Here is a 19636-nt window from a genome sequence, read left to right on the forward strand (position 1 = left end):
GGACAGAAAACCCATGAACTATATTGTATTTGACCTGGAATGGAACCAGAATCCGGATGGAAGAAGACATCCGGATAGTCGGCTCCCGTTTGAGATCATAGAGATCGGGGCAGTAAAATTAAATGAAAAAAGAGAGATCGTTGATACCTTTCAGTGCCTGATCAAGCCCAAAGTGTACCACTGGATCCACGACAGTATCCACGAAGTGATCCACGTGGATTATCATGAACTGGAAAAAGGCATCCCTTTTCCAAGGGCAATCCGCAGATTTCTGGAATGGTGCGGGGAGGAGTATCGCTTTTTTACCTGGGGAGACCAGGATGTGATGGAACTTCAGCGCAATATGAAATACTATAATCTTCTGAAGCTGATGCCAGGGCCGGTGCATTACTACGATGTGCAGAAACTTTTCAGCATAAAATTTGAGGATGGAATATCCAGGCGTTCCCTGGAATATGCTACAGACTACCTGCAGCTTCCCAAAAACCGGGATTTTCACCGGGCACTGACAGACGCCAGCTATACTGCCAGGATACTCCTGGAGATCGATGAAGCCTGCATGATCCGCCATCCGTCCCTGGATGTATATCAGAATCCAAAATCCAGAGACAGCGAGATCTATATTTCCTATACAGACCATGACAAGTTTGTGTCCAGGGAATTTGTATCAAAGGAGCGTCTGATGAAGGACCGTACCATGGTAAGTACCATGTGTCCCATTTGCAGATGCCCTGCCAAGAGGAAGATCCGCTGGTTCAGTACCAACAATTCCAAGGTATATTACAGCCTTGCCCTTTGCCATGAGCATGGACCTGTTGCCGGAAAGATCCGGATTCGAAAAACCGATGAGGGAAAATATTTCGGGGTGAAGACCCTGAGAGCAGAAGATACAGAAGCGGCGGATGAGATCCGTGAAAAGCACGAATCTCTCCGCCGCAGGAAAATGTTACGCAGCCAGGAGAAGATCTGATACGATGTTTCGTTCGTATTGCATTCCCCATCCGACCATTTGTTTCTTATAATAATATTTGCTTTTCAGACGCAGTGGGCCGACAGCATTCTGAAGAACGGCCTGGCGTTTGTTAAGCTGTGATTTTTTGATACCTTTTGGAAGAGTCACATAAACCTTTGTCTGATAATAAAACGGATAGGTGTTTCCGTTATTCTTAAGGATATATTTGTCACAAGGGAGTACCTTAAACGGGACTGGCTCCATGGACACCTTCATATCCACCTTTTCAAAATTTTCAAAACCATAATTAAAAAGAGAAGCGGTATCGCTGTAAGCATTTGCCGCGGAAGTAGAATTCAGGATCACGGCTACCAGCGTTATATTTCCTCGTTTGCAGTAGGTGACAAGTGTGTTGCCGGATGCATCCGTGTAACCTGTTTTTCCGCCACGGACGCCTTCATAATAATATTCGCCGTTTTTCATCATCTTGTGATGATTGAGCAGCTGGCGGGCTTCCGCAAATTTATTGGTAGGCGGGATCTCGTAATAACGTTTGGTGCAGTATCGCCGGAAAAGAGGATTCAGCCAGGCGGATTTGGCGATCTTTGCCATGTCGGAGGCTGTGGTGTAATGATTCTCATCCGGAAGACCGTTGGGATTATTAAAGTGTGTGTTCTTGCAGCCAAAAAGCTTGGCGCGCCAGTTCATGAGTTCTGCGAATTTCTTTACAGAGCCGGAAACTTCTTCCGCAATGGCGACAGACATTTCATTAGCGGACTGGAGCATGACAGCCATCAGGGCCTGATCCCTGGTGAATTTTTCACCGGGAGCAGCATAAATACTGGAATCTCCGGCAGTTACACTGGTGGAAGCTTTTTCAGATACGGTAATGTTTGTCTTAGCATTCAGATTTTCACAGGCAAGCAGTGTAGTCAGGATCTTCGTGATGCTGGCAGGGTAGAGCTGTGTGTCCGCATTTTTGGAATAAAGAACGGCTTCTGTATTTACGTCCATAAGGACTGCAGCCTGTGCTTCGATGCCGGGACCTTTGGGCCACCCGTCAATGGAATCGGTGTCGGCAGCCTGTGAATAATAGCTGGAGTGAGCAGGCGTGACTGCTGCGGCCTGACCATCAGGAACCGGTGTGGCAGTGACGATAGGATCACCATATTCATCGTATCCATAGGCAGTCGCCGCGCAGGGAGCTGCGCCTGTGAGCAGGATCCCTATGCCGAGAATGCCTGCAAAGATCCGGCGCAAGGATCGTTTTTTCATATTTTTCATAACAAGATACCTTTCAGTGATAAATCCGGGCGAGAAGGTTATTATTCATTTGAGAATCAGTAACCGAAAAAATCTTGCCCGTTTTGTGATGAGGTGCAGTATTTCATTAATTATAGCATTGTATTAATGAAACGCTGTATTTTTGCCCTCAAGATTCTGTAGTAGTATACCACTTTCCTCCCGGAAAAACCACTTGCAGTCTGTGAAAATTCCATTAAGAAGAAGTGAACAGACATATAATAAGAAAAATCCATGAAAACACTTGACATATGGATTTTCCCCAACCTATAATAGACAGCGTATATAGAAAAAGCTGTGATGGAGACAGTAGGCCATATAGAAAGCTTGCAGCGAACCGGGGATGGTGTGAGCCCGGGACGAGTAAATATGGCGGAATATCACTCCTGAGCTTCAGTTCCGAAGTTGTCCGGCAGCAGCCGGAAGAATATCTGATATACAGATGATCATTAAGTAAGAACTGACGGATTTCCTCCGTTACAGGGAACATATATCGGCAGATACAAAGAATTGTCCGCCATGAACAGACATGGAACAACAGCCCGCGCCATAACACAGAGCATAAGAACACAGCAGAAGACGCAGGGATCCGGACACAGGCCCGTATAATGTAACAGGTGGTACAGCGAATCAGACTTCGTCCTTTTACAGGATGGGGTCTTTTTTTATAAGTGCCCGAAGCATTGGCACGAACAGGTATCTGTGAAGAAACAATCCGCTGTGGCCTTACAGATGAGGCAGCAGCCAGTAATCAGACACAGGAGGTAAATATTGTGTATCGTAAAGTTGACACGAATCTGAATTTTGTTGACCGTGAAAAAGAAGTCGAGAAATTCTGGAAAGACAACAAGATTTTTGAAAAGAGTATGGACAGCCGTAAAGAGGGCGAGACATACACATTCTATGACGGACCGCCTACCGCAAATGGTAAGCCACATATCGGACACGTTCTGACACGAGTTATCAAGGATATGATCCCGAGATACCGTACAATGAAGGGGTACATGGTTCCGAGAAAAGCAGGATGGGATACTCACGGACTTCCGGTTGAGCTTGAGGTTGAGAAGAAGCTTGGCCTTGACGGCAAGGAGCAGATCGAGGAGTACGGAATGGAGCCGTTCATTCAGCAGTGTAAGGAGAGCGTATGGAAATACAAGGGAATGTGGGAGGATTTCTCATCTACCGTTGGTTTCTGGGCTGACATGGAGCATCCGTATGTAACATACGACAACAATTTCATCGAGTCCGAGTGGTGGGCGCTGAAAGAGATCTGGGAAAAAGGTCTTCTTTATAAAGGCTTTAAGATCGTTCCTTATTGCCCACGCTGCGGAACTCCTCTTTCCGCACAGGAGGTTTCTCAGGGCTACAAGACTGTTAAAGAGCGCTCTGCGATCGTACGTTTCAAGGTTGTTGGTGAGGACGCATACTTCTTGGCATGGACAACAACACCATGGACACTTCCATCCAACGTTGCACTTTGTGTAAACCCGGATGAGATCTACTGTAAGGTAAAAGCAGCAGATGGTTATACCTACTACATGGCAGAAGCACTTCTGGACAAGGTTCTCGGCAAGCTTGCAAAGGATGATGAGCCTGCATATGAGATCCTTGAGAAATATAAAGGAACAGACCTTGAGCGCAGAGAATATGAGCCGCTTTTTGCATGTGCAGGAGAGGCAGCAGCAAAACAGCACAAAAAAGCTCATTTCGTAACCTGTGACAACTACGTTACCATGAGTGATGGTACCGGTATCGTTCATATCGCACCTGCATTTGGTGAGGATGACAGCCGTGTCGGACGTGAGTATGACCTTCCGTTCGTACAGTTCGTAGACGGACAGGGCAACATGACCAAAGAGACACCATACGCAGGCGTATTCGTAAAGAAAGCGGACCCGATGGTCCTCACAGACCTTGACAAAGAGGGCAAGCTTTTTGATGCACCGAAATTCGAGCATGATTATCCGCACTGCTGGAGATGTGACACACCGCTTATCTACTATGCACGTGAGTCCTGGTTCATCAAGATGACTGCAGTAAAGGATGATCTGATCCGTAACAACAATACTATCAACTGGATTCCGGAGAGCATCGGTAAGGGACGTTTCGGTGACTGGCTTGAGAACGTTCAGGACTGGGGTATTTCCAGAAACCGTTACTGGGGAACACCACTGAATATCTGGCAGTGTGAGTGCGGACATATGGAATCCGTAGGAAGCCGCCAGGATCTCTATGAGAAGAGTGGTGACGAGCGTGCGAAGACCATCGAGCTTCACCGTCCATACATTGATGATATCACCATGAAGTGTCCGGATTGCGGCAAGACCATGCACCGTGTACCGGAGGTAATCGACTGCTGGTTCGATTCCGGAGCAATGCCTTTTGCACAGCATCATTATCCATTTGAGAATAAAGACCTGTTCGAGCAGCAGTTCCCGGCAGACTTCATCTCCGAGGCTGTTGACCAGACAAGAGGATGGTTCTACTCCCTTCTTGCTGAGTCCACACTGCTTTTCAATAAGGCTCCGTATAAGAATGTAATCGTTCTGGGACATGTACAGGATGAGAACGGACAGAAGATGAGTAAGTCCAAGGGAAATGCAGTAGATCCGTTTGATGCACTGAACAAATACGGCGCAGATGCAATCCGCTGGTATTTCTACATCAACAGTGCTCCGTGGCTCCCGAACCGTTTCCATGGCAAGGCAGTTGTAGAGGGACAGAGAAAGTTCATGAGCACTCTGTGGAACACCTACGCATTCTTCGTACTGTATGCGAACATTGACAATTTTGATGCGACTAAATATACTTTAAATTACGATAAGCTTCCGGTTATGGATAAATGGCTGCTCAGCAAGCTGAATACCATGGTGAAGACTGTCGATGCGGATCTTGATTCCTACAAGATTCCGGAGGCTGCAAGAGCACTCCAGGAATTTGTTGACGATATGAGTAACTGGTATGTAAGAAGAAGCCGTGAGCGTTTTTGGGCAAAGGGCATGGAGCAGGATAAGATCAATGCTTACATGACACTTTACACAGCACTGGTAACAGTTGCCAAGGCTGCAGCTCCGATGATCCCGTTCATGACTGAGGATATCTACCAGAATCTTGTAAGAAGCATTGATGCAGATGCTCCGGAGAGTATCCATCTTTGCGATTACCCGGAGGTAAACGAGGCATGGATCGACAAGGATCTTGAGGCAAACATGGAAGAGCTTCTTGAGATCGTTGTTCTCGGACGTGCATGCAGAAATACCGCAAACATTAAGAACCGTCAGCCGATCGGAACCATGTATGTAAAAGCTGAGAAAGCTATGGATAAATTCTACACAGATATCATCGCAGATGAGCTTAACGTAAAAGAAGTGAAATTCGCAGATGATGTAGAGTCCTTCATTTCCTACAGCTTCAAGCCGCAGCTTCGTACAGTAGGACCGAAATACGGCAAGCTTCTGAACGGCATCCGTACCGCACTCTCCGAGATCGACGGAACCGCAGCAATGAAAGAGCTGAGAGATAATGGTGTTCTCGTTCTTGACATTGACGGAAACAGAGTCGAGCTTGCAGAGGAAGACTTATTGATCGAAACAGCCCAGAGCGAGGGCTATGTGACAGAGACAGACGGTGAGACATCCGTTGTCCTTGATACAAACCTTACACCCGAACTGATCCAGGAGGGCTTTGTCCGCGAGATCATCAGCAAGGTTCAGACCATGCGTAAAGAGGCTGGTTTCGAAGTCATGGACAAGATCATTGTCTATGCAAAAGATAACGATAAGATCATGGATATCATGAAAGCAAACCAGGATGAGATCAAACGTGAAGTACTGGCAGAAAACATTATTCTGGGAGAAGCAGAGGGTTACACCAAGGAGTGGAACATCAATAAAGAGGCTGTAACACTGGGAGTATCCAAAGTACAGGAGGAAAACTAATGATTGACAAGCAGTTTGAGAAAGAGGAATTCAAAAAAAGTGTAAAAGAAAACGTAAAATTCCTTTATCGAAAAACACTGGAAGAGGCTACACAGGAGCAGATCTTTCAGGCTGTAAGCTACACTGTGAAGGACGTGATCATTGACAACTGGCTCAAGAGCCAGAAGGCGTATGAAAAACAGGATCCGAAGATCGTATATTATATGTCCATGGAGTTCCTTATGGGCCGTGCCCTTGGAAACAACCTGATCAACCTTGGTGCATACGGCGAGGTTAAGGAGGCTCTTGAGGAGCTTGGACTTGACATTAACTGCATCGAAGACCAGGAGCCGGATCCGGCTCTTGGAAACGGTGGACTTGGAAGACTGGCAGCATGCTTCCTGGATTCTCTTGCAACTCTCAACTACTGTGCATACGGATGCGGAATCCGTTACCGTTATGGTATGTTCAAGCAGGAGATCCGTGACGGTTATCAGGTAGAGGCACCGGATAACTGGCTGAAGAACGGCTATCCTTTCGAGCTCCGTCGTCCGGAGTATGCAAAAGAGGTTCATTTCGGCGGATATGTACGCGTTGAGTGGGATCCGGTGAAGAACGAGAATAAATTCATCCATGAAGGATATCAGGCAGTTAAGGCTGTTCCTTACGATATGCCGATCACAGGTTATAACAACGATGTTGTAAACACACTTCGTATCTGGGATGCAGAGCCGATCGTAGACTTCAACCTTGACTCTTTTGACAAGGGTGATTATCACAACGCAGTAGAGCAGGAGAACCTTGCACGTACTATCGTAGAGGTGCTTTATCCGAATGATAACCATATGGCAGGTAAAGAGCTTCGTCTGAAACAGCAGTACTTCTTCGTATCTGCCAGCCTTCAGGCAGCGATTGCCAAATACAAAAAAACACACGACGACATTACCAAGCTTCATGAGAAGGTTGTATTCCAGATGAATGATACTCATCCGACAGTTGCAGTTGCAGAGTTGATGCGTATTCTTATCGATGAGGAAGGTCTTGGCTGGGATCAGGCATGGGATATCACAACAAAATGCTGTGCTTACACCAACCACACCATCATGTCCGAGGCACTTGAGAAATGGCCGATCGAGCTGTTCTCCAGACTGCTTCCGCGTGTATACCAGATCATCGAGGAGATCAACCGTCGTTTCATTCTTGAGATCCAGCAGAAATATCCTGGAAACTTCGAGAAGATCAAGAAGATGGCGATCATCTATGACGGACAGGTTAAGATGGCTCACCTTGCGATCGTTGCAGGCTACTCTGTAAACGGTGTTGCACGCCTTCATACCGAGATCCTCAAGAATCAGGAGCTGAAGGATTTCTATGAGATGATGCCTGAGAAGTTCAACAATAAAACAAACGGTATCACACAGAGACGTTTCCTTGCTCATGGAAACCCGCTTCTGGCTGACTGGGTAACAGACAAGATCGGACCGGACTGGATCACAGATCTTTCCCAGCTTTCCAAGCTTAAAGTTTACGCAGACGATGAGAAGGCTCTTCAGGAGTTCATGACCATCAAGTTCAAGAACAAAGAGCGTCTTGCAAAATATATCCTGGAGCACAATGGTGTTGAGGTTGACCCGCACTCTATCTTCGATATCCAGGTTAAGAGACTTCATGAGTACAAACGTCAGCTTCTTAACATCCTGCATGTGATCTATCTGTACAACCAGATCAAGGCACATCCGGAGATGGATTTCTATCCAAGAACATTTATCTTTGGTGCAAAAGCTTCCGCAGCTTACGCACGTGCAAAGAAGATCATCAAGCTGATCAACTGTGTGGCAGATGTTGTAAACAATGATGCTTCCATCAACGGCAAGCTGAAGGTTGTATTCATCGAGAACTACCGTGTATCCAACGCTGAGATCATTTTTGCGGCAGCAGATGTTTCCGAGCAGATCTCCACAGCAAGTAAAGAGGCTTCCGGTACAGGTAACATGAAATTCATGCTGAACGGTGCTCCGACACTTGGAACCATGGATGGTGCTAACGTTGAGATCGTACAGGAGGTTGGCGAGGAGAATGCATTTATCTTTGGTATGAGCTCCGACCAGATCATCAACTATGAGAACAACGGCGGTTACGATCCGGACTTCATCTACAACACAGATCCGGAGATCCGTCAGGTACTGATGCAGCTGATCAACGGAACCTTCTCCAGTGATACAGAGATGTTCCGTGACATCTACAATTCACTTCTCGACAAACGCAACATGCCGAGACCTGACCAGTACTTCATCCTTGGCGACTTCCGTTCCTATGCAGAGGCACAGAAGCGTGTTGAGGAAGCATATAAGGATGAGAAACGCTGGGCTAAGATGGCACTTCTCAATACAGCATGCAGCGGTAAGTTCACATCCGACAGAACTATCCAGGAGTATGTAGATGATATCTGGCATCTGGATAAGGTTGTTGTGAAAGAGAACTAAGATATAGAAAGTAATCTGCAAAGTATTACCATAAAATAAATTTCCACACAAAAACAGGGCGCGTCAGAAGTGGCGACGGCCCTGTTTTTTGTGTGGAAATTATGCCGGATTGATGACGATCCGGTTCCGTCTGGCCAGTGCAATGGCGATATGGCAGCCTTCCGCGATGGCGCAGGCTTTATCGGCAAAGCTGATGATCCAGGCTTCCCTGTTGCGTGGAAGAGGTCCCAGAGGGAACATATGTGAGAGTATCGCATCCAGCTCTCTGTCTGTGACATCAAAGTGTGCGGCACTGTTGTCTGCGGCAGCCTTCGGGTGATAAAACGCCTGATGCTCACCGGTCGGTGTCTTCGCCCTGAAGTCATAGGGACAGAAATCGTGGAGAAGTCCTGCCCTTGCGGCGGCTTTCTCGTCACATCCCAGCTTCCTGGCAATGAACCAGGAGAGGTAAGAAACATTGATACTGTGCATGAGCCGTGTGGTCCACTGGTGGTGGGTGTACAGGCTCAGCTTCAGGAACTCTCTGTTACAGAGGATGTTCTTCACAAGCGCATGATATTCCTGTGAGACCTCATCCGACACCGTGATATCCATCGGCAATCACCTTCTTTCTTTTGTTTATAATTTCATTATGACGATTATGGAGAAAAATGCAATAAAGTTTATATTTTTTTTATAAATTAGTTGAGACAAATTTTTTCAGAATGGAATCTTCTGTTTTTCATCTGTTTTCCATGACCGGAGATATGGTATAGTAATGAACAGAATTGGTGTCAGTGAAAATATTATGAAAAGACGGAGGAGAGAGAACGAATATGAAACCAGAAAAACTGATTGAAGTACTTTCTGTTGCAGAACGATTAAAAGATGCAGTGCGTCATTGCTATACATCCGGAGGCAGGCGGGAGAGTGTTGCGGAGCATTCCTGGAGAATTTCTCTGATGGCATATTTTGTCAGCGACGAGTTTCCGGAGGCAGATCTTCTGAAGATCATGAAAATGTGTCTGATCCATGATATGGGAGAAGCTTTTACCGGGGATATCCCAGCTTTTGAAAAAACAGTAAAAGATTCAGAAAAAGAAGCCGATGTGCTGGGTGAATGGGTGAAAACTCTGCCGGAACCATTTGATAAAGAGATGGCAGAACTGTATCAGGAAATGGAAGCACAGCAGACTCTGGAATCCAGAATCTACAAAGCTTTGGACAAACTGGAAGCGCTGATCCAGCACAATGAATCCGACATCAAAACCTGGATCCCACTGGAATATAACCTGCAGATGACCTACGGAAATGAACAGGTGAAATTCTCAGATTATCTGACGGAGCTTCGGGAGCAGGTAAGAGCAGATAGTGTGCGGAAGATTGAAAAATCTGTACACTAATTTGCACATCTCCATCAGAAACATTAAAAAAGAGGGAACCATTTTACGTGGTTCCCTCTTGTAAAAATTCCGATTTTATGCGGATTTCTTATTTACCAAAGTATCTCTTAAGCAGTCCAGCGAATGCTTTGCCGTGTCTTGCCTCGTCCTTAGCCATCTCATGTACTGTGTCATGGATTGCGTCAAGGTCAGCTGCTTTCGCACGTTTTGCAAGGTCGAATTTACCTGCTGTAGCGCCGTTTTCAGCCTCTACACGCATCTGAAGGTTCTTCTCTGTGCTGTCTGTTACAACCTCACCAAGGAGCTCTGCGAATTTAGCTGCATGCTCTGCTTCCTCGTAAGCTGCTTTTTCATAGTACATACCAACTTCCGGATATCCTTCTCTGTGAGCAACTCTAGCCATTGCAAGATACATACCAACCTCGGAGCACTCGCCCTCGAAGTTCGCTCTCAGGTCTGCAAGGATGTCCTCGCTCACGCCTTTAGCTACACCTACAACATGCTCAGCTGCCCATGAGAGCTCGCCTTCCTGTTTCTGGAATTTAGAAGCTGGTGCTTTACATACTGGACAGGCTTCCGGTGCCTGCTCGCCTTCATAAACATATCCACATACTGTACATACCCATTTAGCCATAGTAATGATCTCCTTTTCTTTTTTGAAATATATTGTTTGTTTTTGTTTCTTCTAAAATAATAATAGTAATTATTACTATTTTATGATACCATGTGATCTTTATTTTGTCAAGCTTGTTTTTCTTCTTTTTTCAGGCATTCCTTGCAGATTCCATAGAAGCTTGCATCTACGTCAAAGACTTTTCCGTGGATAAATTCTGCAGCTGCCTGTTCAAGAATTCCGTTAAGGCTGTCTGACTGCATATCGATCACCCGGTTGCATCTGGTACACATGAAATGTGAGTGTGGTGCGACCCTTCCATCGTAGCGATCCGCGCTTCCGAAATTGGTCAGCTTCCGGATTTCACCGATGTCACTGAGAAGAGAAAGATTACGGTAGACAGTTCCGAGACTGATATTCGGGTAGATCTGTCGAAGATTCTCGTATACTGTATCTGCCGTTGGATGATCTGTTCTGGATCTCAGAAATTCCTTGATGGATTCTCGCTGACGGCTGTATTTAAGTGCTGCCATAATGTTTCCTCCTATCAGTAATAGTAATTATTACTGATATTATAATATATGACAGAGGGAAGTTTGTCAAGAGGTTTGGATATGATTATCCTGAAATATTTTCATTTTATGAGCTGGATGTAAATGAGTATTTTTACGCTGCGGGTGTAGGGGATATTTGCAACCCTGCAGAGGACTTACTTGATTCGGTTAAATGGTGAGAACTGGCAGTCGGATGTCTGACAGAGTGTTTGTTATAAGGAATATTGTGCCCTTAATGATAGGATTTTATCAGTAAAAGTCCGCAAGGAAAATTTTTTAAAAATAAGTTGACAAAGACTAACTTTGGCGGTATATTTACAATAGTTAGAAGAATCTAACTAAAACGTAAAGGAGAATGCAAATGACTTGTGAAAAATTTGAATCTGTCATGGGTTATCATTGTTCCCCTGTATTAATGGGAATGAAACCGGCGAATCTTGTTTCCTTTTCCAAGGAAAAAATGCCGGAGCTGCCGGAGATCATTTCGGATTATGAGGAGAGTCTTGAACGGGAAGGTATCCGTATGGAGATCATCTGTGGATGCAGGAAGCATTATCTTCTTCTGGTGTACCGGCCGGATATGCTGCAGGAATATCTTAAGCAGGATGAAGCCAGGAAACTTTTGCTTCAGGATGGGTATAATATAGATAGTTCTTTGGATGAGATGATCGCCCGTTTGAAGGAGAGATTTTTTCATAAGACGGAGTTTCCTCATGAGATCGGACTTTTCCTGGGTTATCCCATTGAAGACGTGAAGGGCTTCCGGAAGTTCGGAGGCAGTGGCTGCAAGATGTGTGGTTACTGGAAGGTTTATGATGATGTGGAGCAGGCTCGCAGGATTTTTGACAGCTATGATAAGTGCCGGGAGTTTACTGCGGCGCAGATCCGTGCGGGGTATTCGATTTTGCAGGTTGTTGGTATGAAGCATCTCTGTACATCTCAGATGTGCGTATAATATAAAGTTTAAAAACAGGAGGTTTTTAAGATGAGCAAGGTAGGAATTATTTACTGGTCTTCCACAGGCAACACAGAGGCAATGGCACAGGCTGTTGAGGAAGGTGCCAAGGCTGCCGGTGCGGATGTTGAGATTATGGAAGTGGCTGATGCGGATGTGGATAAAGCGCTTTCTTTTGATGTTCTGGCTCTTGGTTGTCCGGCTATGGGGGATGAGGAGCTTGAGGAGGGTGAGTTCGAGCCATTCTTCTCTGATCTGGAAGGTAAACTTTCCGGTAAGAAAGTTGCGCTTTTCGGTTCCTATGACTGGGGCGACGGAGAGTGGATGAGAACATGGTGCGGCAGAGCAAAAGACGCAGGCGCAGAGCTTGTTGATGATGAAGGACTCATTGTAAACAACACACCTGATGATGAAGGACTTGCAGCTTGCCGTGAACTTGGCGGAAAACTTGCATAAGATCTATTAGATTTCAAATAAATAAAAACTGAGCAGAGCATTGGATTTTCAAACACAAACACCATCCGGACAGAAGGGATAGATATCTTTTTTGTCCGGGTGGTGTTTTATTTTGAGCGAAAATATCTGCTTATTACTTTGAGGAAATATAGAAGAAATGAATATTAAGACAAAAAATCCTTGTTGATTTTAATATTTACGTGTCCTAAAATAGATAAAAATGAAATAAAGCAGGAAAGTGAGGGATGCCGGATGACGCGGGAGGAAGCGGAACAGTATTTATATTATGCGATGACAATTGGTGAACAGCTTCTTTGCTGCGGAGCAGAGGTTGGACGTGTGGAAGATACCATACGGCGGATCTGCCTGGCATATGGAGCCACCCGGGCAGATGTTTTTTCTATCACATCCAGTATTGTGACGACTATTTATGGAGAGGATTTCGGTATTTGCACCCAGACGCGGCGTGTGCCGGGAATGGCCAATGACCTGGGGCGGCTGGATGACCTGAATCAGCTTTCCAGATATATCTGTGAGTATCGGCCGAAGCCGGAGGAGATCCAGAAGGGGCTGGAAAAGATCCGGGATAAACAAGGATATTCTTTTAAAACGCAGATTTTGATCTATGCTGTAATTTCAGGTTCTTTTTCCGTGTTTTTCGGAGGAGATGTCAACGATATGATCGCTTCTGCGCTGATTGGTATCGTTCTGAAGCTGTTTGAGGCTTTTGTAAAAAAGGGCGCATTAAACTCGCTGCTGACAGTGCTTCTTTGCTGCGGAGCCGGCGGAGTACTTTCTAATCTTACAGTTCTGATCGGGCTTGGACATCATGCGGATCTGATCAGTATCGGAAATATCATGCTTCTGATACCGGGAATTGCATTTACCAATTCATTGCGCGATATGTTTTCAGGAGATACCATTACAGGTTTGATCCGATGTATGGAGGCACTTTTGCTGGCACTGGTCGTGGGCCTTGGTTTTACGGTGGCGAATCTGTTGTTTTAACCGAATCAGGGAAGTTCTCTTGAAGGTTGCGAAAAGCAATAAGCAGTGAATGAGGAGTTCACATACTGTATCAATTGCGGAGTAGCGAAATGCAGCAGATAATGGGAGCATTTGATAGTAGTTATGATTTATTCAGGAGGAAAATATGCGGGAAATCATACAGCTGGTCGTATCCTTCACAGGATCCCTCGGCTTTGCGGCATTATTTAATATCCATGGAAAAAAACTCTGGTTTGCGGCATTGGGTGGATGTCTGTCCTGGGCTGTATATCTGGCAGTAGAGTTCATAACGCCAAGTCCGTATGCGTGCGGTTTCTGGTCAACAGTAGCTATTACTTTGTATGCAGAATGTATGGCAAGAATTCATAAAACGCCGGTAACTGTATTCCTGGTTTCCGCGACAATTCCGTTGATTCCGGGAGCAGCACTTTACCGGACAATGAACTGGATGTTGATGAAGGACTGGGCAAAATTCCAGAAAGACGGAATCTATACGATCCTTTTTGCGGTGAGCATGGCAGCAGGAATGACGCTGACAACCATTGCGTTCCGGATGGCGTGGCGGTGGATGTACAGGCAGAGGAGAATGTAATACAGTATCGAAATTCCCCGTTTACAAACCATCGGAAATGTGTTACGATTTTCCCATATGGAAAACTCATGGAAGAAGAGAGTACATGTGTACACCGTACTACAGGGAAATCCCCGGAGGACTTTTTAGATGCAGGCTGTGACGCAGTTGATGTCATAGATCTGCGGCAGAGTGAATGGTAAAGGTTCACTTTATGCAGGAGTTCCGAGACTGAGAGGGATGTGCAGGCGCAGATGGAAGATGGCTTCGGAGAGGCATTGCTGAACCGGTTTAAACGCGATAAGCGAAGTACGAATGCCCGATTTAACGGACAGCGGTAGGCAGTGACAGGACCGCCTGTTATAGCGGAAGGGTATAGAGCTTGCTGTACCTGATGAGGTTTTTGCCGCGAGGCAGGAACGAAAAGAAGTGGTAACACGGGTAATAACTCGTCTTCTCATATCATTATGGTATGAGAAGACGTTTTTTTATGTCGCTGAGAATTACTTGGTAATCTTCCAATGTCCCCGGACAGGAAATTTCCTGTTTTGACGGAATATATTTTCAGTCCGTTATGAGTAAGTACACAATTTATTTTTATATTTATGGAGGAAAGAAAAGATGGAAAAGCAGAGATATTATATCAGCACTGCCATTGCGTACACATCCGGTAAACCGCATATCGGAAATACCTATGAGGTCGTTCTTGCGGATGCGATCGCACGTTTTAAAAGACAGCAGGGTTATGACGTATATTTTCAGACAGGTACTGATGAGCATGGCCAGAAGATCGAGCTGAAGGCTGAGGAGGCTGGTGTTACACCAAAGGAATTCGTAGATAACGTTTCCGGTGAGATCAAACGCATCTGGGATCTGATGAACACATCCTATGATAAATTCATCCGTACAACAGATAAAAACCATGAAGAGCAGGTCAAAAAAATCTTCAAAAAAATGTATGCAAAGGGAGATATCTACAAGGGTCATTATGAAGGAATGTACTGTACACCATGTGAGTCCTTCTTCACAGAGTCCCAGCTTGTAGATGGCAAATGTCCGGACTGTGGACGTCCATGCGTACCTGCCAAGGAAGAGGCATATTTCTTCAAAATGAGTAAATATGCAGACAAGCTTATTGACTACATCAACACACATCCGGATTTCATCCAGCCGGAGTCCCGTAAAAATGAGATGATGAACAACTTCCTTCTTCCGGGACTTCAGGATCTCTGTGTATCCAGAACATCCTTTAAATGGGGAATCCCGGTAGATTTCGATCCGAAGCATGTTGTATATGTATGGCTGGATGCCCTGACAAACTATATCACAGGTATCGGCTATGACTGCGACGGAAACAGCAGCGATAAATTCAACAAATACTGGCCGGCAGATCTTCACCTGATCGGAAAAGATATCATCCGTTTCCATACCATTTACTGGCCGATCTTCCTGATGTCTCTGGATCTTCCGCTTCCGAAACAGGTATTCGGACATCCATGGCTGCTTCAGGGCGATGGGAAAATGAGTAAATCCAAAGGAAATGTAATCTATGCAGATGAGCTGGTTGAGTTCTTCGGTGTAGATGCTGTCCGTTATTTTGTACTCCACGAAATGCCATTTGAGAATGACGGTGTGATCACATGGGAGCTGATGGTTGAGAGACTGAATTCCGACCTTGCAAACACACTTGGAAATCTTGTAAACCGTACAATTTCCATGTCCAACAAATATTTTAACGGAGTCGTTGAGAATAAGAATGTTACTGAGCCGGTTGATGAGGATCTTAAGAGCTTTATCCTTCAGGTTCCGAAGAACGTTTCCGCAAAAATGGACAAGCTTCGTGTGGCAGATGCTATCACAGAGGTATTCTCTCTGTTCAAACGCTGCAACAAATATATCGACGAGACAATGCCATGGGCACTTGCAAAGGATGAGACAAAGCAGGATCGTCTTGCAACCGTTCTCTATAACCTGGTTGAGGGAATCTGCATCGGCGCATCTCTTCTGAAATCCTTTATGCCGCGTACAACAGAGCGTATTCTTGTACAGCTCAACGCAAACGAGAGAACTCTTGAGGAGATGGAGCAGTTTGGTCTTTATCCTTCAGGAAACCGCGTAACCGACAAACCGGAGATCCTTTTTGCGAGACTTGACCTGAAAGAGGTTCTTGAGAAGGTTGAGAAGCTTCATCCGAAGAAAGAAGAGCCGAAAGAAGAGCCGAAGGAAGAGGTAGAAGAGGAGAAAACAGAGAATGTGATCGATATCGAGGCAAAGCCGGAGATCACTTTCGATGATTTTGAGAAGCTGCAGTTCCAGGTTGGTGAGATCATCGCCTGTGAGGAGGTTAAGAAATCCAGAAAGCTTCTCTGCTCTCAGGTTAAGATCGGAAGTCAGGTTCGTCAGATCGTATCCGGAATCAAGGCTCATTATTCCGCAGAGGAAATGGTGGGCAAAAAGGTTATGGTCGTTACAAACCTGAAGCCCGCCAAGCTTGCCGGAATCCTCAGCGAGGGTATGATCCTCTGTGCAGAGGATGCAGACGGAAATCTTTCCCTGATGGTACCGGAGAAAGAGATGCCTGCAGGCGCTGAGATCTGTTAAGTATAGACAGATATGGAATTGAATCATTTTGATAAAAACGGCAATGCTGTTATGGTGGATGTGTCCGACAAACCGGTCACTCACCGTACGGCAACAGCCACGGGTTCCATTCAGGTAAGCCCGGAGATCATGGCCGCGGTAAAAAGCGGAAATGTGAAAAAGGGTGATGTACTTGGTGTGGCCCGTGTGGCAGGTATCATGGGTGTGAAGCGTACTTCTGAGCTGATCCCCATGTGCCATCCACTTCCCATCCAGAAGTGTTCTGTGGATTTTGAGACCGATGAGGATGCGGGAGTGATCCGTGTATTCTGCACGGTAAAAACAGAGGGAAAAACAGGCGTGGAGATGGAGGCGCTGACGGGTGTTCAGGTGGCGCTTCTTACCATTTATGACATGTGCAAGGCAATTGACAAGCACATGGTTATGTCTGATATCCATCTGGAAGAAAAAACAGGAGGCAAAAGCGGAGATTTCCGTTTTGAGGAAAAATAATGATAGACAGGTGCGGAAGAAATATTGATTATCTCAGGATTTCCGTAACTGACAGATGTAATTTGCGGTGTATTTATTGTATGCCGGAGGAGGGAGTGCAGCATGTGGAGCGCTCCCTCATTTTGCAGGAAGAGGAAATTTTGAGGATCTGCCGGGTGATGGCAGAGCTGGGTATCCGGAAGATCAAGCTGACCGGTGGGGAACCGCTTGTACGGCCGCGGATGCCTCAGCTGGTGGAAAAACTGAAAAATATGCCGGGGATCGAGAAGGTGACTCTGACTACAAATGGTGTGCTTCTGAAAGATCAGATGAGTGATTTTGCCCGGGCGGGGCTGGACGGATTGAATATCAGCCTGGATACGCTGGATGAGGCCTGCAGCAGGAGGATCACGCGGCGGGATGAACTGGGGCGGACGCTGGAAGGAATTTCGGAGGCAATGAAGTATCCGGAGATTTCGCTGAAGATCAATTGTGTGCCTCTTGGGATCCCGGAGCAGGATCTTTGCCGGGTGGCGCTTTTGGCCAGGGATCACAGGGTGCATGTGCGGTTTATTGAGATGATGCCCATTGGGATGGGAAAAGAATTTCATGGGGTGTCGGAGGAGGAACTGCTTCGGATCCTTGGGGAAAAGCTTCCGCGGTTTTCGCCGTATGTTGGGGAGCCCCTTGGGAATGGACCGTGTCATTATTATGATGTGGATGGTTTTTCCGGAAAGATCGGGTTTATCAGCGCGGTGAGCCATAAGTTTTGTGGGGAGTGTAACCGGATCCGGCTGACTTCTCAGGGCTTTTTGAAGACCTGTCTGCAGTATGCGGCGGGAAGGGATCTTCGGGAGGTGATCCGCAGTGGTGGTTCGGATGAGGTGCTGAAGGCTGTGATCCTGGAGGCTTTGGCGGAGAAACCGGACGGGCATGCTTTTGGCGTAGGCCTGGAGAAACAGAAGGATGATAAGACGGAGAAGCTTTGTATGGCTCAGATCGGAGGTTGAGTGATGAAGAGAGTTGCTGTGATTACTTCTAGTGATAAGGGGTACAGAGGAGAGCGGGAGGATCTTAGTGGTCCTGCTGTGAAGGAGATTATGGAGGCGGCCGGGTATGAGGTTGTTTCTGTGGATGTTTTGCCGGATGACCGTGGGATGCTTGGGAGCCGGATGGCTGAGATCGCAGATTTGGGGCTTGCGGAGCTGATCCTGACTACGGGTGGTACCGGGTTTTCTCAGAGGGATGTGACACCGGAGGCTACGGAGGATGTGATCGAGCGGCGTGTGCCGGGGATTCCGGAGGCGATGCGGGCGTTTAGTCTGACGATTACGAAGCGGGCGATGCTGAGCCGAGCTACGGCCGGGATCCGGAAGGGGACGTTGATCGTTAATCTGCCGGGGAGCCCTAAGGCTGTCAAGGAGTGCCTGGAGGTTATTATTGAGGCGTTGGGGCATGGGATTGAGATTTTGACCGGCGATGCTGGAGAATGCGGACGGTAGTGTGTGGTGTATACTTAGACTAACGAACGGACGCCCAACGGAGGCAGGGCCAGTACGGTGACACGCTGCGCGGCCTGTTCGGCTGCGTCGCTGGTTTGCTGCCATTCGCGCCAACTCGCTGGAGACAGAGGACATTCGGAATCCGCTTCGCTACTTCCTCATGAATACAAGCAGCTTATGCTGCTTGTATTCAAACAGGGCGCTCGGTGGCAGCAGCTATACTCGCCTCTCGACGGCCGCTCCGCTAACGTCACCGCACTGGCCCTGCCTCCGTTGGGCTGGTTGTTGAATGTGGTAGGTTTTATGATTAAAATTCATCTCCAGCGATTCATAATTCCTGAGGCTTGAGAGTTACATGTGGTAGGTTTTGGAAATCAATATTGCTGGTATGATATAGGAATAAATTTGGTAATGATGTGTGATTAATAGGAGTTTGCTATGGGAAAAGTACTTGCGGTTTGTATCAGTGAGAAGAAAGGAACACAGAAGAAGAATGTTGGGTCTGCGGTTTTTGTGGAGGACTGGGGGCTTGAGGGGGATGCTCATGCCGGAAAGTGGCACCGGCAGGTGAGTCTTCTTTCCGGTGAAAAGATCGATGCGTTTCGTGCGAAGGGCGCAGAGGTCGAGGATGGTGCTTTTGGTGAGAATCTGGTTGTGGAAGGGATTGATTTTGCAAAGCTTCCGGTTGGCACCAGATTTCGCTGTGGTGAGGTTGTGCTGGAGCTGACTCAGATCGGAAAGGAGTGCCACAATGGCTGTGCTATTTTTCAGAAGATGGGTGAGTGCATCATGCCCCGGGAAGGTGTGTTTACAAGAGTGCTGAAAGGTGGAAAAGTTTCCGTCGGTGACGAGATGACTGTGGATAAAGC

Annotated in this window: 16 protein-coding genes and 1 pseudogene; 13 read left to right on the plus strand and 4 right to left on the minus strand. The window is 46.5% G+C overall.

All coding sequences use genetic code 11. The features are described 5' to 3' along the window. The first annotated feature begins 13 nt into the window (after positions 1 to 13). Entirely contained in the window at positions 14 to 970 is a 957-nt protein-coding gene (locus NE671_RS11295) for a 3'-5' exonuclease (protein WP_256163979.1), read from the plus strand. Here NE671_RS11295 and NE671_RS11300 read toward each other — a convergent pair. Next, positions 947 to 2236 (minus strand): D-alanyl-D-alanine carboxypeptidase family protein, encoded by a 1290-nt coding sequence (locus NE671_RS11300; RefSeq protein ID WP_256163980.1) that lies wholly within the window; start codon positions 2234 to 2236, stop codon positions 947 to 949. The genes NE671_RS11295 and NE671_RS11300 overlap by 24 nt on opposite strands. 791 nt (positions 2237 to 3027) lie before the next feature. Here NE671_RS11300 and ileS point away from each other — a divergent pair. Next, positions 3028 to 6192 (plus strand): isoleucine--tRNA ligase, encoded by a 3165-nt coding sequence (gene ileS / locus NE671_RS11305; RefSeq protein ID WP_114002504.1) that lies wholly within the window; start codon positions 3028 to 3030, stop codon positions 6190 to 6192. Continuing rightward, positions 6192 to 8654, plus strand: a complete 2463-nt coding sequence (locus tag NE671_RS11310; protein ID WP_021650270.1) for a glycogen/starch/alpha-glucan phosphorylase — start codon at positions 6192 to 6194, stop codon at positions 8652 to 8654. The genes ileS and NE671_RS11310 overlap by 1 nt, the downstream gene beginning before the upstream one ends. Before the next feature lie 99 nt (positions 8655 to 8753). Here the strand turns inward: NE671_RS11310 and NE671_RS11315 are convergent, their stop codons facing one another. Then, positions 8754 to 9248: an HD domain-containing protein gene (locus NE671_RS11315; protein WP_015526396.1), complete on the minus strand. Its 495-nt coding sequence runs from the start codon at positions 9246 to 9248 to the stop codon at positions 8754 to 8756. A 221-nt stretch (positions 9249 to 9469) separates the two neighbouring features. Here NE671_RS11315 and NE671_RS11320 point away from each other — a divergent pair, with 221 nt between their 5' ends. Beyond that, complete coding sequence (locus NE671_RS11320) at positions 9470 to 10036, plus strand: HD domain-containing protein (RefSeq protein WP_118752642.1); 567 nt, start codon at positions 9470 to 9472, stop codon at positions 10034 to 10036. A gap of 88 nt (positions 10037 to 10124) precedes the next feature. On the opposite strand, the gene NE671_RS11325 is transcribed toward NE671_RS11320, so the two are convergent. Continuing rightward, positions 10125 to 10670, minus strand: a complete 546-nt coding sequence (locus NE671_RS11325) for an NADH peroxidase (protein ID WP_015526390.1) — start codon at positions 10668 to 10670, stop codon at positions 10125 to 10127. A 107-nt stretch (positions 10671 to 10777) separates the two neighbouring features. Next, complete coding sequence (locus NE671_RS11330; RefSeq protein ID WP_015526389.1) at positions 10778 to 11182, minus strand: Fur family transcriptional regulator; 405 nt, start codon at positions 11180 to 11182, stop codon at positions 10778 to 10780. A gap of 382 nt (positions 11183 to 11564) precedes the next feature. Here NE671_RS11330 and NE671_RS11335 point away from each other — a divergent pair, with 382 nt between their 5' ends. From NE671_RS11335 to NE671_RS16065, 9 genes and pseudogenes are all read left to right on the plus strand, one after another. Next, complete coding sequence (locus NE671_RS11335) at positions 11565 to 12158, plus strand: DUF3793 family protein (protein ID WP_022426572.1); 594 nt, start codon at positions 11565 to 11567, stop codon at positions 12156 to 12158. Between the two features lie 30 nt (positions 12159 to 12188). Beyond that, the gene (locus NE671_RS11340; protein WP_059086608.1) at positions 12189 to 12614 is read left to right on the plus strand and encodes a flavodoxin; all 426 of its coding nucleotides are present in this window, start codon (positions 12189 to 12191) and stop codon (positions 12612 to 12614) included. Between the two features lie 252 nt (positions 12615 to 12866). After that, entirely contained in the window at positions 12867 to 13622 is a 756-nt protein-coding gene (locus NE671_RS11345) for a threonine/serine exporter family protein (RefSeq protein WP_256163982.1), read from the plus strand. 145 nt (positions 13623 to 13767) lie between these two features. Further along, positions 13768 to 14214 carry a threonine/serine exporter family protein gene (locus tag NE671_RS11350; protein WP_092073405.1) on the plus strand — a complete coding sequence of 149 codons (447 nt, stop codon included), beginning with the start codon at positions 13768 to 13770 and terminating at the stop codon, positions 14212 to 14214. A 600-nt stretch (positions 14215 to 14814) separates the two neighbouring features. Next, positions 14815 to 16794 carry a methionine--tRNA ligase gene (gene metG, locus NE671_RS11355; protein WP_114002702.1) on the plus strand — a complete coding sequence of 660 codons (1980 nt, stop codon included), beginning with the start codon at positions 14815 to 14817 and terminating at the stop codon, positions 16792 to 16794. A 12-nt stretch (positions 16795 to 16806) separates the two neighbouring features. Next, a complete protein-coding gene (gene moaC, locus NE671_RS11360; RefSeq protein WP_021653088.1) occupies positions 16807 to 17286 on the plus strand; it encodes a cyclic pyranopterin monophosphate synthase MoaC in 480 nt (159 codons plus the stop codon). Beyond that, complete coding sequence (moaA, locus tag NE671_RS11365; RefSeq protein ID WP_256163983.1) at positions 17286 to 18275, plus strand: GTP 3',8-cyclase MoaA; 990 nt, start codon at positions 17286 to 17288, stop codon at positions 18273 to 18275. Before moaC ends, moaA begins: the two co-directional genes overlap by 1 nt. A 3-nt stretch (positions 18276 to 18278) precedes the next feature. Further along, on the plus strand, positions 18279 to 18767 hold the full coding sequence (locus NE671_RS11370; protein WP_256163984.1) for a MogA/MoaB family molybdenum cofactor biosynthesis protein: 489 nt from the start codon (positions 18279 to 18281) through the stop codon (positions 18765 to 18767). Positions 18768 to 19205: 438 nt separating this feature from the next. Continuing rightward, positions 19206 to 19613: pseudogene (locus NE671_RS16065) on the plus strand (MOSC domain-containing protein); the annotation flags it as partial. Positions 19614 to 19636: the final 23 nt, after the last annotated feature.

Source organism: Blautia sp. DFI.9.10, assembly GCF_024461705.1.
In the GTDB taxonomy this organism is placed as follows: Bacteria; Bacillota; Clostridia; order Lachnospirales; family Lachnospiraceae; genus Blautia_A; species Blautia_A fusiformis.

What these genes read in the sequence shown, in the direction of transcription:
- NE671_RS11350 (WP_092073405.1), top strand. Translation starts at nt 13,768, where the DNA reads ATGCGGGAAATCATACAGCTGGTCGTATCCTTCACAGGATCCCTCGGC.
- metG (WP_114002702.1), top strand. Translation starts at nt 14,815, where the DNA reads ATGGAAAAGCAGAGATATTATATCAGCACTGCCATTGCGTACACATCC.
- NE671_RS11345 (WP_256163982.1), top strand. Translation starts at nt 12,867, where the DNA reads ATGACGCGGGAGGAAGCGGAACAGTATTTATATTATGCGATGACAATT.
- NE671_RS11300 (WP_256163980.1), bottom strand. Translation starts at nt 2,236, where the DNA reads ATGAAAAATATGAAAAAACGATCCTTGCGCCGGATCTTTGCAGGCATT.
- NE671_RS11370 (WP_256163984.1), top strand. Translation starts at nt 18,279, where the DNA reads ATGAAGAGAGTTGCTGTGATTACTTCTAGTGATAAGGGGTACAGAGGA.
- moaC (WP_021653088.1), top strand. Translation starts at nt 16,807, where the DNA reads ATGGAATTGAATCATTTTGATAAAAACGGCAATGCTGTTATGGTGGAT.
- NE671_RS11330 (WP_015526389.1), bottom strand. Translation starts at nt 11,182, where the DNA reads ATGGCAGCACTTAAATACAGCCGTCAGCGAGAATCCATCAAGGAATTT.
- NE671_RS11340 (WP_059086608.1), top strand. Translation starts at nt 12,189, where the DNA reads ATGAGCAAGGTAGGAATTATTTACTGGTCTTCCACAGGCAACACAGAG.
- moaA (WP_256163983.1), top strand. Translation starts at nt 17,286, where the DNA reads ATGATAGACAGGTGCGGAAGAAATATTGATTATCTCAGGATTTCCGTA.
- NE671_RS11295 (WP_256163979.1), top strand. Translation starts at nt 14, where the DNA reads ATGAACTATATTGTATTTGACCTGGAATGGAACCAGAATCCGGATGGA.
- NE671_RS11315 (WP_015526396.1), bottom strand. Translation starts at nt 9,248, where the DNA reads ATGGATATCACGGTGTCGGATGAGGTCTCACAGGAATATCATGCGCTT.
- NE671_RS11320 (WP_118752642.1), top strand. Translation starts at nt 9,470, where the DNA reads ATGAAACCAGAAAAACTGATTGAAGTACTTTCTGTTGCAGAACGATTA.
- NE671_RS11325 (WP_015526390.1), bottom strand. Translation starts at nt 10,670, where the DNA reads ATGGCTAAATGGGTATGTACAGTATGTGGATATGTTTATGAAGGCGAG.
- NE671_RS11310 (WP_021650270.1), top strand. Translation starts at nt 6,192, where the DNA reads ATGATTGACAAGCAGTTTGAGAAAGAGGAATTCAAAAAAAGTGTAAAA.
- NE671_RS11335 (WP_022426572.1), top strand. Translation starts at nt 11,565, where the DNA reads ATGACTTGTGAAAAATTTGAATCTGTCATGGGTTATCATTGTTCCCCT.